Annotated in this window: 15 protein-coding genes and 1 other RNA gene; 8 read left to right on the top strand and 8 right to left on the bottom strand. The window is 41.1% G+C overall.

What is annotated here, in order from left to right:
- Positions 1-92: 92 nt before the first annotated feature.
- Positions 93-476, bottom strand: coding sequence for an autonomous glycyl radical cofactor GrcA (gene grcA, locus AC3Z9T_RS00650; RefSeq protein WP_490124303.1), 384 nt, complete (start codon positions 474-476; stop codon positions 93-95).
- 320 nt (positions 477-796) lie between these two features.
- Here grcA and ung point away from each other — a divergent pair, with 320 nt between their 5' ends.
- Positions 797-1,477, top strand: coding sequence for a uracil-DNA glycosylase (gene ung, locus AC3Z9T_RS00645; protein ID WP_490124302.1), 681 nt, complete (start codon positions 797-799; stop codon positions 1,475-1,477).
- Positions 1,478-1,606: 129 nt separating this feature from the next.
- Here ung and grpE read toward each other — a convergent pair whose 3' ends face one another.
- Positions 1,607-2,191, bottom strand: a complete 585-nt coding sequence (grpE, locus tag AC3Z9T_RS00640) for a nucleotide exchange factor GrpE (protein ID WP_490124301.1) — start codon at positions 2,189-2,191, stop codon at positions 1,607-1,609.
- A 101-nt stretch (positions 2,192-2,292) separates the two neighbouring features.
- Here grpE and nadK point away from each other — a divergent pair, with 101 nt between their 5' ends.
- The 3 genes from nadK (at position 2,293) to bamE (ending at position 5,525) form a co-directional block, all read left to right on the top strand.
- Positions 2,293-3,192, top strand: a complete 900-nt coding sequence (gene nadK / locus AC3Z9T_RS00635) for an NAD(+) kinase (protein ID WP_490125115.1) — start codon at positions 2,293-2,295, stop codon at positions 3,190-3,192.
- Between the two features lie 85 nt (positions 3,193-3,277).
- Entirely contained in the window at positions 3,278-4,939 is a 1,662-nt protein-coding gene (recN, locus tag AC3Z9T_RS00630) for a DNA repair protein RecN (protein WP_490124300.1), read from the top strand.
- Positions 4,940-5,051: 112 nt separating this feature from the next.
- Entirely contained in the window at positions 5,052-5,525 is a 474-nt protein-coding gene (bamE, locus tag AC3Z9T_RS00625; protein WP_490124299.1) for an outer membrane protein assembly factor BamE, read from the top strand.
- A gap of 194 nt (positions 5,526-5,719) precedes the next feature.
- Here the strand turns inward: bamE and AC3Z9T_RS00620 are convergent, their stop codons facing one another.
- Together AC3Z9T_RS00620 and AC3Z9T_RS00615 are read right to left on the bottom strand one after the other, a co-directional pair.
- A complete protein-coding gene (locus AC3Z9T_RS00620; RefSeq protein WP_490124298.1) occupies positions 5,720-6,013 on the bottom strand; it encodes an RnfH family protein in 294 nt (97 codons plus the stop codon).
- Positions 6,006-6,440 (bottom strand): type II toxin-antitoxin system RatA family toxin, encoded by a 435-nt coding sequence (locus tag AC3Z9T_RS00615; protein WP_490124297.1) that lies wholly within the window; start codon positions 6,438-6,440, stop codon positions 6,006-6,008. Before AC3Z9T_RS00615 ends, AC3Z9T_RS00620 begins: the two co-directional genes overlap by 8 nt.
- A 154-nt stretch (positions 6,441-6,594) precedes the next feature.
- Here AC3Z9T_RS00615 and smpB point away from each other — a divergent pair, with 154 nt between their 5' ends.
- The 4 genes from smpB (at position 6,595) to AC3Z9T_RS00595 (ending at position 8,738) form a co-directional block, all read left to right on the top strand.
- Positions 6,595-7,077 carry an SsrA-binding protein SmpB gene (smpB, locus tag AC3Z9T_RS00610; RefSeq protein WP_070930020.1) on the top strand — a complete coding sequence of 161 codons (483 nt, stop codon included), beginning with the start codon at positions 6,595-6,597 and terminating at the stop codon, positions 7,075-7,077.
- 48 nt (positions 7,078-7,125) lie between these two features.
- Positions 7,126-7,489: a transfer-messenger RNA gene (gene ssrA, locus AC3Z9T_RS00605) on the top strand.
- Positions 7,490-7,716: 227 nt separating this feature from the next.
- A complete protein-coding gene (locus AC3Z9T_RS00600) occupies positions 7,717-8,337 on the top strand; it encodes a hypothetical protein (RefSeq protein ID WP_490124296.1) in 621 nt (206 codons plus the stop codon).
- Positions 8,337-8,738 (top strand): hypothetical protein, encoded by a 402-nt coding sequence (locus tag AC3Z9T_RS00595; RefSeq protein ID WP_490124295.1) that lies wholly within the window; start codon positions 8,337-8,339, stop codon positions 8,736-8,738. The genes AC3Z9T_RS00600 and AC3Z9T_RS00595 overlap by 1 nt, the downstream gene beginning before the upstream one ends.
- Before the next feature lie 57 nt (positions 8,739-8,795).
- On the opposite strand, the gene AC3Z9T_RS00590 is transcribed toward AC3Z9T_RS00595, so the two are convergent.
- The 4 genes from AC3Z9T_RS00590 to gpJ all read right to left on the bottom strand — a co-directional run bounded on the left by AC3Z9T_RS00590 (position 8,796) and on the right by gpJ (position 16,294).
- Positions 8,796-10,289: a pyocin knob domain-containing protein gene (locus AC3Z9T_RS00590; RefSeq protein ID WP_490124294.1), complete on the bottom strand. Its 1,494-nt coding sequence runs from the start codon at positions 10,287-10,289 to the stop codon at positions 8,796-8,798.
- Positions 10,290-10,356: 67 nt separating this feature from the next.
- The gene (locus AC3Z9T_RS00585; protein ID WP_181420507.1) at positions 10,357-10,512 is read right to left on the bottom strand and encodes a hypothetical protein; all 156 of its coding nucleotides are present in this window, start codon (positions 10,510-10,512) and stop codon (positions 10,357-10,359) included.
- Positions 10,513-10,520: 8 nt separating this feature from the next.
- Entirely contained in the window at positions 10,521-11,609 is a 1,089-nt protein-coding gene (locus AC3Z9T_RS00580) for a hypothetical protein (protein WP_125892292.1), read from the bottom strand.
- Positions 11,606-16,294 carry a TipJ family phage tail tip protein gene (gpJ, locus tag AC3Z9T_RS00575; RefSeq protein WP_490124293.1) on the bottom strand — a complete coding sequence of 1,563 codons (4,689 nt, stop codon included), beginning with the start codon at positions 16,292-16,294 and terminating at the stop codon, positions 11,606-11,608. The genes AC3Z9T_RS00580 and gpJ overlap by 4 nt, the downstream gene beginning before the upstream one ends.

The raw sequence follows: 16,294 nt of genomic DNA, 5'->3' as shown, positions 1-16,294 counted from the left end.
TACTTTATTAGTGAAGAATAAAAAAGCCATTAAATTCAATGGCTTTTTTAATTAATTTTAAACTAATACTTTTATCTGAAATGATACGCCTATTATAAGCTTTCAGTGAAAGTACGAGTAATAACATCACGTTGTTGTTCTGGTGTCAGTGAATTAAAACGCACCGCATAACCAGAAACACGAATAGTTAACTGAGGATATTTTTCAGGGTTTTTAACCGCATCTTCTAACGTTTCACGGCTTAAAACGTTAACATTCAGGTGCTGGCCACCTTCAACACGCACCGTAGGCTTAACTTCTAAAGGAACTTCACGGTACTCAAACGCACCTAGTTCATCTTTAGCAACGACTTGCCCTTCGTTATATTCCGCTTTAGCACACACACAACGTGCTTCGTTTTTCTCTTCATCAAGCAACCAGAAAGAATTTAATAGCGCTGCATTATCAGTTTTAGTAATTTGAATACCAGTAATCATGTCGACCTCCACTTTCAGGTAGGATTGAAATCAATCCCATTATTTAACTGTCAATTAAAAAATTGGTCTAACCAATGTCTCTACATACTATATACCAGCTAGCCATCATGGCTTCTTTGATATTTATCAATAATTTCGAGTGACAATTAATCAGTAATAGGCCAACATCCTGTTTTAAATCAATTTTAGCAGATCACTAAAATCAATTTTTTTAGCTAAATTTAAAAAATATTTGAGAGCAATTAATAGAAACGGGCCTTTATCTCTTGCAGCCAAACCAGTAAGCTTACAGCTATAATTTGATTATTATAGGAATTTTTATGGCAAATATCCCCACTTGGCACGATGTCATTGGCTCAGAAAAAACACAAGCCTACTTTATTGATACGCTTGCCTATGTTGCTAATGAACGTCAGAAAGGAAAAATCATTTATCCCCCACAAGCAGATGTATTTAATGCGTTTAGATACACCGAGCTTGCAGATGTGAAAGTGGTTATCTTAGGTCAAGATCCTTACCATGGACCAGGGCAAGCACATGGACTATCCTTTTCAGTGCTACCGGGTATTAAGCCACCACCATCACTGGTGAATATGTATAAAGAGTTAGAAAAAGATATTCCAAACTTCCAGCGTCCTACTCATGGTTACTTGCTCAGTTGGGCGCAACAAGGTGTATTACTACTCAATACCGTATTAACTGTCGAGCAAGGCAATGCACATTCACATGCTCATCTAGGTTGGGAAACATTTACAGATAAAGTGATTGCGGCTATCAACGAAAACAGAGAAGGTGTCATCTTTCTACTGTGGGGATCTCATGCGCAAAAGAAAGGCCGTATTATTGATAGCAAGCGTCATCACATACTAAAAGCACCGCACCCTTCACCACTTTCAGCTCACCGTGGCTTTTTAGGTTGTGGGCATTTCTCACAAACCAATCAATTATTAGAGCAACAAGGGCTTTCTCCTATCGATTGGCAACCTAAAATTGAAGGTTAATTTTCTATAGAGACAAAAATCAATAAGTTAATTTTCCTAATTGATTTTAAAAACCTAACGACTGCCGACAAACAAAATACGCTTGCCAGCAGCCTGAACCGGGTGAATCAACCCGGTTTCCAATCAGTTTTACTTAGAAACGATAACCATGGCTGGTCTCAATAAACGACCATTTAAAACATAACCTTTTTGCATAACATCAATAACCTGGTTTGGTTGATGTTCAGGTGATTCAATCATCGTCATCGCTTGGTGAACTTCTGGGTTAAATGAAACATTCGATTCACCAACCACTTCAATCCCAAACTTACCAACAGCACTTAAAAAAGTTTTAAGAGTTAAATCCAAACCTTCTAACATTGCTTTTGAATTTTCGCTTTCATGATCTGCGGCTTCAATAGCACGCTCTAAGTTATCAATCACAGGCAACAACTCATTTGAAAATTTCTCAAGAGCAAATTTATGCGCTTTTTCAACGTCTTGTTCTGTACGACGACGGATATTTTCAATTTCAGCATGGGCGCGAAGCATTGCTTCACGTTCCACTTTCTGCGATGCCGCAAGTTGTTCTTCAAGCTCAGCAATACGCGCTGCCAACGCTTGCACTTCTGCTTGTTGATCTGCCGGCTGTGCTTCTTGCTCTAGCTCCGATTTTTGTGATTCATTTAGCTCAGGGGCTTGCTCATCATGCATGTTTTGTTCTTTACTACTCATGAATATCTCCGCGTATTTAGCATTAATCCCATTTATTAGAGTATTATGGGGATATAAAACAGGGATTCAAGGGAAGTCATGCAATGAGAGGCCAAAAAAATATGCGTAAGGACAAAAGCTCGCAAAAGACACTTTTTCGAACTATCGGTATTGTTGGCCACCCGCGCCACCCCGAAGCTCTGGCTACCCATGAATTAATCTATAATTGGCTGTTATCCAAAAACTATCATGCCATTATTGATAAACAAGTCGCCAAAGATTTAAAACTGCATAATGCAAATACAGGCAATCTCACCGAAATTGGCCAACAGGCAGATTTAGTGATTGTTGTTGGCGGTGATGGCAATATGCTTGGCGCCGCAAGGATCTTATCACGCTATAATAATAAAGTGATTGGCATTAACCGAGGAAACCTTGGCTTTCTTACCGACCTCGATCCTGATAACGCGTTACAACAACTATCTCGCGTACTTGATGGCGAATACCATGAAGAACAACGCTTTTTACTCGAAGCACAAGTCATAAAACCTAATCAAAAGGCTCGCAAAAGTAGTGCTATCAATGAGGTCGTATTACACCCAGGTAAAGTCGCTCATATGATCGAATTTGAGGTTTATATTGATGACCGCTTTGCCTTTTCACAACGCTCTGATGGTCTAATTATTGCGACACCAACAGGCTCTACTGCCTATTCCCTTTCAGCTGGAGGCCCAATCCTTACACCTAACTTAGATGCCATCGTCTTAGTCCCCATGTTTCCACATACACTATCATCGCGCCCACTGGTGATAAGTAGTAATAGTAGCATTCGCTTAAAATTCTTACGTACAAATATTGACTACGAAGTAAGCTGTGATAGCCAGATAATGTTACCAATACAAGATGGCGAAGAAGTTATCATACAACGTAGTAACAAGAATCTGAACCTTATCCATCCCAAAGATTACAATTATTTCAATACATTAAGCTCAAAATTAGGATGGTCTAAAAAAACTTTCTAATTTTTATCATCTGCCTCTTTACTGTATAAAAAAACAGTTTAAACTGTATGAAAACACAGGTGTGTATTTTTACAGGAGAGCGCAGATGCTTACCCAACTTACCATTAATAATTTTGCTATCGTTCGTGATCTTGAAATTGATTTTCGTAGCGGTATGACCACAATTACAGGTGAAACTGGCGCAGGTAAATCTATCGCTATTGATGCTCTTGGTCTTTGCTTAGGTAACCGAGGTGACGCCAATATGGTCCGCCCTGGAGCACAACGGGCTGACCTCTGCGCGCGCTTTTCTCTAATAGATGCCGATATCGCAGCCAAATGGCTAACTGATCATGAGCTAGACAACCATAATGAATGCCTATTACGTCGAACCATTACACTAGACGGTCGCTCCCGTGGCTTTATTAATGGAACTGCGGTTCCCCTCTCCCAACTACGCGAGCTCGGCGCTTTACTTATCCAAATTCATGGTCAGCATGCACATCAGCAATTACTCGATAACTCACATCAAAAATCGCTCCTTGATGCCTATGCCAATCAACAAGTTTTAATTACTCAAATGAAAAAGACTTGGCAACAGTGGCATGATTCCTGCCAACAACTCGCTTTATTTCAAAAGCAAATGCAAGAGCGTGAATCACGCCAACAACTACTCGAGTATCATTTAAAGGAATTAAGTGAATTCACACCAATTCAAGGCGAATTTGAAACTATTGAGCAAGAATATAAACAACTCGCAAATTATGGCCAGTTTTTATCACTTGGGCAAAATGCCGTACAAATATTGTCCGATAATGATGATGCCAATATATTGAGCTTACTCAATATCGCAAAACATCAATTAACGGAGCTAGCGTCTCTAGATAGTAAATTCTCAAATTTATTAGACATGTTGGAAGAAGCTTCAATTCAAGTCAGTGAAGCAAGTGATGAACTCAGACATTACTGCGATCAATACGAGCTAGATCCTAACCGATTGTTTGAGCTTGAACAGCGTATATCAAAACAAATCAGCCTTGCTCGCAAGCACCATATTACGCCAGAAGCATTACCAGAGCTTTACCAACAACTCCTTGATGAAAAAGAAAAAATAGCCAATCAAAATGAAGATTGTGAAGCACTGAGTGAACAAGTCCAACATGCTCATCAACAAGCCATTACTTGTGCGCAAGCGCTTCATCAAGTACGTGTAGAGTTTGCTCAAGAACTAAGCCAACTAATCACAAACAGCATGCATCAACTGTCTATGCCTCATGGTCGCTTTACCATTGATGTCAAATTTACACCAGAGCATTTACAATCAGATGGTGCAAGCAAAGTTGAATTTAACGTGACCACAAACCCAGGGCAGCCTCACCAAGCTCTTGCTAAAGTTGCCTCTGGTGGTGAACTATCACGTATTGCACTAGCAATTCAAGTTATCACCGCGAAAAAAATGGATACACCGGCACTGATCTTTGATGAAGTCGATGTCGGTATTAGCGGCCCAACGGCTGCTATTGTTGGTCGCTTACTTCGTGAACTTGGCGAATCAACCCAAGTTATGTGCGTCACACATTTACCTCAAGTTGCAGGCTGTGGTCACCATCATTTTTATGTCAGCAAAGAAACTAATGGTGTCGAAACAGAAACACACATGCAATTACTTGATAAAAAAGCACGTTTACAAGAGCTCGCTCGCTTATTAGCAGGTAGTGAAGTGACTAAAAACACCTTGGCAAATGCAAAAGAATTGCTTGCTGCGTAAATTTTGACAACTTTTTTGCTCTCATATGGTCTTAGAGTCAATACGGAAGGTTTTAAATTGTATCAATGTCGATTATCATTGATGTTCTGACTCCAAAAGGAATGAGATATCCATGCGTTATAAACTGTTAACTGCTGCTGCACTATCACTCGCATTAATGTCATCGGGCTGTTCAATGATGGAACGTTTGGTCTATCACCCGGACATTAACCAAGGTAATTACCTGACAGCGAAAGATGTTGCTAAGATCCAAAAAGGAATGACTCAGCAACAGGTCGCTTATACTTTGGGCACACCAATGTTAACCGACCCGTTTGGTACTCAAACTTGGTACTATGTTTTCCGCCAAGAACTCGGTCATGATCCTGTTAAGCAAGAAACATTGACTCTCACATTTGATCGTAACGGTATACTCACCGACATCAAAAATGAGAAGAATCTTTCTGCACAAGAAGCTATGGAAGCAAAAGAAGCTGAAAGCACCCAGTCAGCTGTAGAACCAGCTCCAGAAAGTCAGCTAAAAGCTACCGAGCCTACAACTGAGTCACAGCCAACTGCACCAAATCAGAAATGGTTAGCAAACTAAGATAACTAAGCTTCTTTGTTATCCGTTTTATAGCTGGTTAACCGTTTTGAATAACTACCTGTTTTTAACAGGTAGTTATTGCTATTCACCCATCATTGTTATCTATCAATCTTTGTTCTATCCAGCCTATTTCTTACATGGTATCAACAAAAAAACCGAGAAATCTCTCGGTTTAATAGAGTACTAAAAGATAATTACTTTTTATTATCTTTAGATTTTTCAGCTCGCTTACGGCGCAATTCTTTAGGATCAGCAATCAAAGGCCGATAGATTTCAACTCTATCCCCTTCCTTCAAAGTATCACTCAACTTAACTGGGCGACTGAAGATACCCACCTTATTTTTTTTAAGGTCAATATCAGCTCTCAATGCAAGAATGCCTGAAGCAATAATTGCGTCCTCAACAGTTGCACCTTCAGTAATCTTTACTGGCAATAAATACTGCTTTTCAGGTAAAGCATATGTGACTTCGACATTTAACTCAGACACTGTAAATATCCTTCGCTCGGAGCGTAAAAGCTTGAACCATGTTATTGGCAAGTTCTTTAAAGATTTTACCAAATGCCAGTTCAATCAATTTATTAGTAAATTCGAAATCAAGATGAAATTCAATTTTGCAAGCATCGGCACTCAAAGGGATAAAACGCCATCCTCCAGTTAATTTACTAAAAGGCCCTTCAACTAGCTGCATATGAATACGCGTATTATCCTCTAGCACATTTTTTGTGACAAAGGTCTTACTGATCCCCGCTTTTGAAACCTCAACAGAAGCGGTCATTTCATCGTCACTATGGCTAATCACACGACTACCGACACACCCAGGTAAAAAACTGGGATATGCAATAACATCATTAACGAGTTTATACATTTGTTCTGCACTAAATGGCACTAACGCAGAGCGACTAATCTGTGGCATATCAATTCCTATCCCCAAAAACTGCACATATATTACCACTATTGATTGGTTAAACAAAAAACAAAACCGATTAAGCACAATAAATGCACAATCGGCATAATTTTAGGCTTGGAGAGATTTATTTCACTACAGCTTACAGTATAATGAACAAACTATGACAAAGAAAAAAGCTTATAAACCCGGTTCGGCAACAATTGCCATGAACAAACGTGCTCGCCACGAATATTCTATCGAAGAAGAGTTCGAGGCTGGCCTCTCCCTACAGGGTTGGGAAGTAAAATCACTACGTGCTGGTAAAGCAAATATTGGTGATAGCTATGTCTTACTTAGGGACGGTGAAGCATACTTATTCGGTGCAAACTTTACTCCGTTAAATGTTGCGTCGTCTCATGTCGTCTGTGATCCGACTCGCAGCAGAAAGCTGTTACTAAACCAACGAGAACTAGATACTCTTTATGGTCGAGTAAACCGTGAAGGCTACACTGTCATTGCATTGTCTTTATACTGGAAAAATGCGTGGTGCAAAGTCAAAATTGGCGTTGCAAAAGGTAAAAAAGCGCACGATAAACGCTCAGATATAAAAGATCGTGAATGGCAATTAGATAAAGCACGTATAATGAAACATTCTAATCGCTAAGTTCTAGCTTTTTAGAGTATTTTTCTGTTATACTGCGTTCAACAACTTGGGGCTGATTCTGGATTCGACGGGATTTGCGAAACCCAAGGTGCATGCCGAGGGGCGGTTGGCCTCGTTAAAAGCCGCAAAAAAATAGTCGCAAACGACGAAAACTACGCACTAGCAGCTTAATAACCTGCTTAGAGCCTTCTCTCCCTAGCCTCCTCTCTTAGGACGGGGATCAAGAGAAGTCAAACCCAAAAGAGATCGCGTGGATGCCTTGCCTGGGGTTGAAGCGTTAAATTTAATCAGGATAGTTTGTTGGTGGCGTGTCTGTCCGCAGCTGGCAAATGAAATTAAAGACTAGACTAAGCATGTAGTACCGAGGATGTAGAAATTTCGGACGCGGGTTCAACTCCCGCCAGCTCCACCAAATTTGGTGGGTCAGTGATAGGACAACAGGTTTAAAAACAGGAAGTTAGCAAAATCAGTTGGACTACGCACTGACACAAATAGGACTACAAATGATACGCAAATCGTACGCGGATTATTAAGTTCACTAAAAGCCCACTTCGGTGGGCTTTTTCTTGCTTATAAAAAAAATAAAATTATATGCTAAACTACCTTACATACGGAAAACCAACCTCAAAGGATATTTGAATGAATGGCTATGGTAGGTTCGTAATATCATTAATTGTTGCAGGCCTTTTGGTACTAACACTCCATTTCTCTTTCACAGAAGATACGCTTAAAGAGCATACAGTGATATTTTCAGGATTATTGGGCGGTCTCTGCAGCGTCCTAACTGGATTTGTAGCTAACATCTATTACTCAAAAAATAAAGTAAAACGATTTCGAAGGTATAAGGCTGTAATTTACCGCAAGCGACATTACAAAAGATCAGCGAGTGAGAAAAAGGCTGAGTCATTAGCTGTTCTGTTTTTGTTGAATGAGCAAAAAAAGGCATTTTATAGCTATCTAATTTTAGTTTTGCCCCTACCAATTCTTTTCGTTTTCTGTACGTATAGCAACACTCCATTATATTTTTTAACATTTCCATTAATCCTTTCATGCTTCATTGCAGCTAAAAATACTCTATTGAAGTTTAGAATTGAGCATGGCTATTTTGGCTATAACAATTATGAAGCGATGCAACTGCTAAAGTTCATCCAAAAAAGGGATATAAACATAAACGGTGGCAGCGGGCGAATACTGAGAGATCCTTTCGGATTACAAGAGACTAAAATACATGCTGGTGGAGCCAAGGAAGGAGTGGTGTAATGGATAGTCGGACTAGCCTTTTTTTCCATAAGTTCTTAGATATTTTAACATTAGCTCACCCAATTAAAACGGCATTTGGGGCTCTAATTGGATTTCTATTTGTCTGCATTTCAAATATTTTTGCACATAAAATAAATGATTTATGTGGTATTCAAGTTGGGTTTTATACAAATTCATTCCTTTTTATTTTTTTTATACTGTTAATCAACATACGCACGCTGATAAAGGCTATAAACGGAAAAACAATAAACGAAGATTTCGACAACTTAACTATGTTAATAGACAGTTCTCCACTGACAGACGCAGAAAAGAGAGCCAAATATAGAGCGTTAATAGATCGACAAATTAACTTGCTAGATATAAACAAGCAAGATAAAGACACTCCTCCGCAAAAAACATAGTTTAGCTTAATGATGTTTTATAGCCGCAGTTTATTTCTGCGGCTTTTTAATGCCTAATTACAGCAATACACTATTATCATCAAGACCATATTGTTTACGTTCCGCAGCTTCCTGCTCTGCCCTTTCCGCTTCTTCAGCAATACGTTTAGCTTCTTCTTGTGCTAATCGCTCTGCTTCTATCTTAGCGAGTCTCTCAGCTTCAGCTTGCTTTTGATTGTAGATAGAGTTGCTAGGCATTTGCACACGAATATCAATCCAGTGGCCATTCGGAATATCGCAAGGCGTGTAGCTTTCCAGTTCATTACCGTTTTCGTCCATAAATTCAGGGTAAGCAATTAATCGGTTTAAAACTACTGGTGGCGGTAAATCGCTGTGCTTTCTGTAGTGAGTCTCTAGAATGATATCGCCATCCGCAAGAACTTTATAATCAGCCCATACAAGTTCAAGACCATTAATGCCATTTGGTATGACAATACCACCGTTAAATCCACCCCAGCTAGCGTCAGAGTTCATCCCCAACACTCCTTTGAGTTTATATCGACCAACACCCAGTTTTTCGAGTGTTACGCCCTCACTTTCATCATTGGTTTCAATATGGTCAGCAAATACTTTAATAATTGGTGATGCAACCCTTAAGTTACCTTGGGCGTCTTTGGTAGTGTTTGTTACATTGTAATTTTCAATCCAAGAAGACCATACATTCTCACTTCTAAATCTAGTCCCTATGCTGCCGTTAGCCTTTGCTTGAATTTGCAAAACCATACCCGTTCCTGAGCCGCCGCCATTTCTGACTGCTGAAATGCAGGGTGAAGTTTGATTGAATGCATTCAATGAACCCGCCCCTGAAGCACCGTAAAATCCACTCGTTTCTAAGCTATTCATATCACTTACGGTTGGCGCAGTTGCTGCGACACTCGCAATAGCACCAATGCCAAAGTCTCGCACATGCATTAGTGTTCCTGTTTTATCTTGAAAGTAGTGCTGGTACCATGTCGAATCAGTTCTGTAATTGATAAACGGTTTTGGTACTAATGCCCCTGCTTTGAATTGCAACATGCTTGCATCTTTCCCAACAGTAAAATTTGTACCTGTAACAGATAAATTACCTGAAACTTCGCCTCCCGTTTTATCAAGCTTCCCATCTAGCAACTTATCCTTTTCATTTTCAGTGCGTAATTTAACTTTCTGCCCATTAGGTAATTCAAAATCGAGAGTGCCTGTACCTGTCATCAGCTCTGTGAAAATATCAGTGAATATCTCGCTAGCAATGACTTGTGCTGTCGCTTTATTAACTCCGTCAGAAATAGAGTCAATCATTGTTGTTAGAATTCTATATTTAACATTAGTCAGTTTTACTGACACTGGAAAGCCCAGCGTTAAAGTCGTGTTACTTTCAATCGAATCAATGCAGTTGATGATTAGAGTGGATCCATTTTCAATCAACACAATTTGTCCGACTGAGACAAGCGTGGTGTTATCTTTCCAGCGTGTGCCTGTCCCTGTAATTTTTGGACTATTTGCTGTGGTGGTAACGGTACCGATATTATACATAAGATTGATTCTCCGAAATTTGGACGTAAAAAAACCACAATTAAGCGGCCTATAGGTATTCGTTTACTTACTTCATACAATGATGTTGCTTGAATTCATTTGTGTCTGATTGCGTGACCACAAATAGCCCTTCACAAACCTCATGCGTCACTGTTACAGGTGATTTGCACGCAGCAATAAGCACGACGATCCCTGCGAATATCGCATATTTAATTTTTTTCATCTGGTTACCTATGGAAAAGGAAAATAATCTGCAGCGTCTAGAAAAATAGCGGGTGTTGCGGTTCGGGCTATCGTTTGATTACCATGATGGCCTCGTTGTTGAGAGGTACTTGTTTGGAATAAGCTGATTTGAGACTCACCTAAATTCCCGATATTTAGGTCTCGCCACCAACCTAAACCGCCATCACTGCTGAATATCTCCCCGACCTTTGTCGGTGTGTACATGGGCCGACGAATGGAATCTACGTTAATACCCGAGCCTAGCGGTATTTGATTGCCCGGAATGGTAATAGGCCGTGTCATTACACCCATTTGAGAGTTAAATGTGACTTTCCCTTCAAGGTTGCGGATTTTTAAGCCAAAGCCGGGTGTATCCAGTTGGGCGGGCTGCACATTCGTAAAAGCAACAACCCAATACCACGCGGGTGAATAGGCGGTAATATTGGTGCTGTTTCGATTTCGACTAACATAACGCCACCATTTTAACGTCTCCCAGCTTTGGACGTTCGAAGGCTCTAAGCGAATAAAGGACTTATTATCATCGGTATAAAAGAAAAATACCGCATTCTCAATCGTTAAGCCTGGGAAGGTCTCTCCGATGTTAAATCCCTCTGTAATATAGACCTTTGCTTTGTGAGTCGCGTAGGCATAACCAAGAGGTGGTGTATTTTCTAGAAAGATAGAGCTCCCCATCACTTTTAACCCAAAACCACGAGTAACCTTTTGGGATTCAATAGTTGGAAATGCAATAATTTTTACATAGTTTAAGTCATAATCCATCATTCCCATCACTGTGACTTTTCTACCATTTGAGCTATACGCAATTTTATCCTTTGTGCCTGATACATAGCGCCTATCGCCACTTTGCGTAAACGTCACCTCTGCTGCACTCAAAGAAACCACTTGGAACCCATACCCTTCTGGAATTTCATTGGGACAATTCCATTTGTATGTTAGCCAACCACCATCTGGAGATAGTCCATCGCTTCTTTTGACATAACGAGTCCAAAGGTTTGTCGCTGGGGCAGTGTGCTCATTGAAGATAAACTCACTGCCGTCTAAATTGCGGATCTTTAGACCGAATAACCTATCAATCATAAGAACCATCCTTGCTCCATAATATACACCCCCTTATATTTGAAGTAGTTACCTTTACTGTTTCGGATAACTGAGTAATCACCATCATTACTGTTTGTTTCAAATACACCGTTTTGCATATCGATACGCATACCCGATTTACCCGGCACATAGTCAGGTGAGCGCATATCCGTTTGCACAACAATACTGCCTATAACCGCTTTGTTGATAAACGCTTCATTAATAACAACTTGCCCGTTAACAACCATAAATGCGGGTTCCAACTTACCGCTGGAGGGATTGAAAATACCAAATGTGTCAGCACTGAAACCAATTTGCGTGGTCACTTTCCCATTTTTGACAATCGCACTCATCATCATTTGGGCTTCATAGTATTGACCGTTCACCATAACCGCATTTTTAATACCAAAAATCGAAGAGGCATTTCCGTTGTGATCAACTGACGTCTCCGCCCGTTTTTCAATTTCCGCTTTAGTGTCTTTAATTTCGGAATGAATTAGCTCATTAGCTGCCGCTTGAGCCTTTTCATTGTCTGAAATCACTTTTTCAATTTGAGTCACGCGGGCATTGCTTTGCTCATACTGTGCATTTAGCTGTAAGAATTTTTCAGCATGGGCTTTTTCATTGGTCGCAATCAGCTTATTGGTCTCAATGATGCTAGCCTTAATTACCCTTGCATCATTGCCTTGCTTCATATTTTGCACAGCAAGCTGTAAGAGTGTTTCCGCTTGGGAAGACTCTTTGTCTGTTTCTGTTTTCTGCATATGGGCAATATCGGCTTCGTTACCCTCAAAGCGGCTGCTTGTTTTCTCCTCGTTTTCTGCAACAGTTTTATTAGTGTCAGCTATCGCATTGGTGTTTTTAGTCACCGCTGAACTGACGTCAGAAAGGTCTTTACCTTGCTTATCAATGACCTTTCCTTGTTCATCGATTTGTTGGCCTTTCTCATCAATGTTTTTCTGTAACTCCGCACGGGTTTGCTCGGTGTGCTGGGTTTGGGCCTTGTCTTTTTCAGCGATTGACTCTGTGACGCGGACAAATGCCGCTTCCGTTTCTTCATTTAAGGCAGAAACTTTTTCGGATAACTTCGCTTGGGCTTTATCCAGTGTGGCTGTTGCTTCTTCCGTACGCTCAACTTGAGCCTTGATTTTGCGATTATCGTTACGGACTTTACTCACTTCCGCTGTAGTTTGAGATGTCGACTCAGCCTGTGATAATTCCTGATCTGCCTGCGTTTTACGTACCTGTGCAAAGTTAGCATGCATTTCTTCATAGATACTTTGCTGATTTTCTTTCGTTTCTGTTGCCGTTTCTTCCAAATTAGCAATAGCCGTTTTTTGAGAATCAACAACACTACTCACATCCGACAACTCACGCCCTTGTTTATCAATATCCTCCTTCAGTTGGTCATCACCCGCTTTAATATCCGCAGTGAGCTGCTCTCGGGTTTGTGCAAGTGCCTTGTCTTGTTCAACCTGAACCTTTTTGATTTCAGTGATATTTGCCGCAGTATCATCAATATGCGCTTTAAGCTGAACACCCGTTTCCGCTATAGCCTTGTCAGCCGTCGCAATCGCCTTTTCATTCCGTAAAATACTGGCTTCAGAGGTTCTCAAACGGTCAGTCATCTTGCTAAAGCTAGCAATGGTCTGCATAGCCGTTTCGGCTTGGGCAATTTCCTTGTTAGTGTTCGCAATTTCCATGCGAGTGATCGCGCCGTAAATATCGCCAAACTCTGCAATTGTGGTTTGCTTAAACTCGGCCTGTGCTTTTTCCAGCGTGGCTGTCGCTTTTTCCACCTGTGTGACTCGCCCTGTCACACCGTCTACATCGGCTTTGACTTGGTCTATTTTTTCCGCTGAAGCTTTCTCATACGTGGCTTGCGCTTGTTTAACTTCTAAAATTGATGATGTATTAGAGGCTATTGTTGCGCTCGTTTGAGTCTGCCAAAGTGCCGCGGCTTCTCTATCTGCAACTTGCACTTGCTTGATTTCAAAGATTTCCGCTTTACGATCTTTAACTTCCTCATTCAGCTTAAAGTTTACTCGCGTTGTATACTGCACATTCTGCAGGACAGCTTCACCCACAATTTCAACGTTCGTATTGAGTTGAAAAACTTTGTTATCAAGTTCAATTGTCTTGCTGTCAACATCAACGATGTCATGTTTGATATTGACTTGCTCTTCCTCAATATCCTCAATTCGAGATTCCATTCGCTGGCCAGCTTCAGTACTGAGAAACTTATCGCCAATAACTTCCAATATTTCATCAGCCCGATCCTCTGGCTTGCCGTTGGCTTCAACAAACTGCGATTTGCCTACTGGGTTCACGGTTCTGACATAAACATAATATGTCTGGCCAGCTTTAAGCTTTCTTCCCTGAATAACCCACATCGTGCCATTGCCAAGGTATTCAGCTAGCAACTCTACTTCATTAATGTTGGCAATCTGCTTCTCGGAAAACCAAAACTCATACTGCAGGCGCAGCGCATTTTGCCCCCCCACATGGGGGATAATCCCTAAGCTGAAAAAGCCCGGCTCGACATCAATATAAGACGGCGGTGGCGGTGGGTTAATATCAAAAGAGACAGAGGCCTGCTCACCTTTTTGCCCATCTTTATTTTGTGGTACCACGGAAAGCAAATAATTGCCCTGCGGTAAATTCCCAATACGATAACGGTTTTCTTGGGTTTTAGCGGTACCAACAATACGCCCTGCTTGGGTTAATTTGAGAATAAAATCAACACCACGGATCGCGGTTGCCGTAGTCCAGTTGGCTTCTACTTGCCAGTTATCACTATCAGCGCTGATCTCTACGGAAAGGTTTTCAACTGGGGGGATATAGCCACCCAATGGCGTATCGGGCAAGGGCTCAAATTTTACGCCCTGATCAACAATGGACTCCTTTTCAGGAACATGCTGAACTGCAATAATACCGTAGGTACCATCACCTTTATCAGAAACGGTGATGGCTCTAAACAAGCGTCGAGCCAAATCAGGTGGATTAATCCCCCAAATGGTTTTTGCTTTTAGTCCTTTTGGTACCATTTCAACTTTGATTTGATTGTTTGATAAATACCCCGTAATTTTTACACGCTCATATTTCCCGGTACCATTCATCAGGGTAATAAATATTGCGCCAGATTTAGGCGCGGTGATTTCTCTGTCTAGGGTTAAAACCTTTTGAGTGGTGTTAATGCTAATTAAACGACCACTAATAGGATCCTCACCACCGACCCAGTCATTATCCATGATTTCAATAATGTCACCGGGAGTATGGCGTAAACCCTCTGCCCCCACGTCAAATTCTACCGTTTGTGTTTCTAACTTTTCAGTCATTAACACCCACAAACCATAGCGCCTTGCTTGGCCTCGGCTTGTACACCCAAATGCATCGAGACGCAAAACATTAGGACCGAACTGAGCCACCAATGCATCATCTGTCACCTGCTCGATACTGGTTTTCCAGCCGTTATCGGGATCAATAAAACGAACTTCAATGATGTTATGACGAGCCTTTGCTGGGCTAAAGCTGTAATTAAATCGACCCGCAACCACATTGGCGTTTGTGTAAGGCCAGACAACATCACTCGGGCGATCTTGGATGAAGGTAAGCATTTGCCCATTCCATGCAAACATCACCCGCATTTGTGAGCAGAGATCTTGGAAAAAATCATAAGCCTTGCGAATGTCTGTCACATAAGCATTGCAGGTAACACGAGGCTCTTTGCCGCCAAAACCATCAGGCACTTTCTGATCACAATATTGACCAATAACATAAAGGGAAAATTTATCAATTTCTGATAGTTTTAACCGCTTACCTAGCCCAGCACGGGTATTTGTCAATAGGTCATATAAAACCCATGCAGGGTTATTGGTATAAGCAGGCTTAAATGTCCCACCCCATATACCACTATACTCTCGCGTTTCAGGGTTATAGTTATCAGGTACCTGAACAATGCGCCCCCTAATGAGGTAACTACGAGAAGGATATTGATTGCCAAACTGTTCGCTTTCAAACGTCAACCCGGCAACTGCTGACCCCGGATAGGTTTGATTAATATCAGTGATCTCGGTGTAGCTTGACCATATCGTATTGTTCTGTAGTTTATCGCTATTACTATCAGGTGTAATGCGAACCATGCGAATACTAAATGGTGGGGAGGGTAAATTATCAATAATAACCGCAGTTAAATAAGGTGAATTACTACGCTTTCCTCGGATTGTAATATTTTTCTCTGTCACCCATGTACCATTACGCTGCACTTGTATTTGTAATTCTACGGCAGTGGGTACTCTATCCCCGTTATCCTTAACTTCGACCAATGTTTGAGTTCCAAACGTTAAGCGGAGGCGGTCAATGTTACGCGAAGTAATTGTCCGGGTAACTGGGGAGTTTTTTTTAACTTCAATCCCCACAGGGGTTTCACTTGAGGATGAAGAAAACCCCTCTAATGCTGGCTGTTCTAATGTACCCGACACCCACTGAGCCGTCATGCCATTAACGTTGCTATTACCAGACGAATCAATCACAGGGGTATTATTAAGATACACACCTTTCAAATCACCCACAGGCCCCTCAATTGGCCCTTCGCTTACAAGGTCAACAATAGACAGTTTTTGCCTTGATGTTAAATCGTTAGGTGCTTCGTACGGAGTACGTTGCTTTCCTCCACCTTTACCCAT

The sequence above is a fragment of the Providencia sp. 6390 genome, assembly GCF_058148425.1.
The sequence above is the reverse complement of the archived record's forward strand: the minus strand, read 5'-3'. Positions and strand labels throughout refer to the sequence as shown.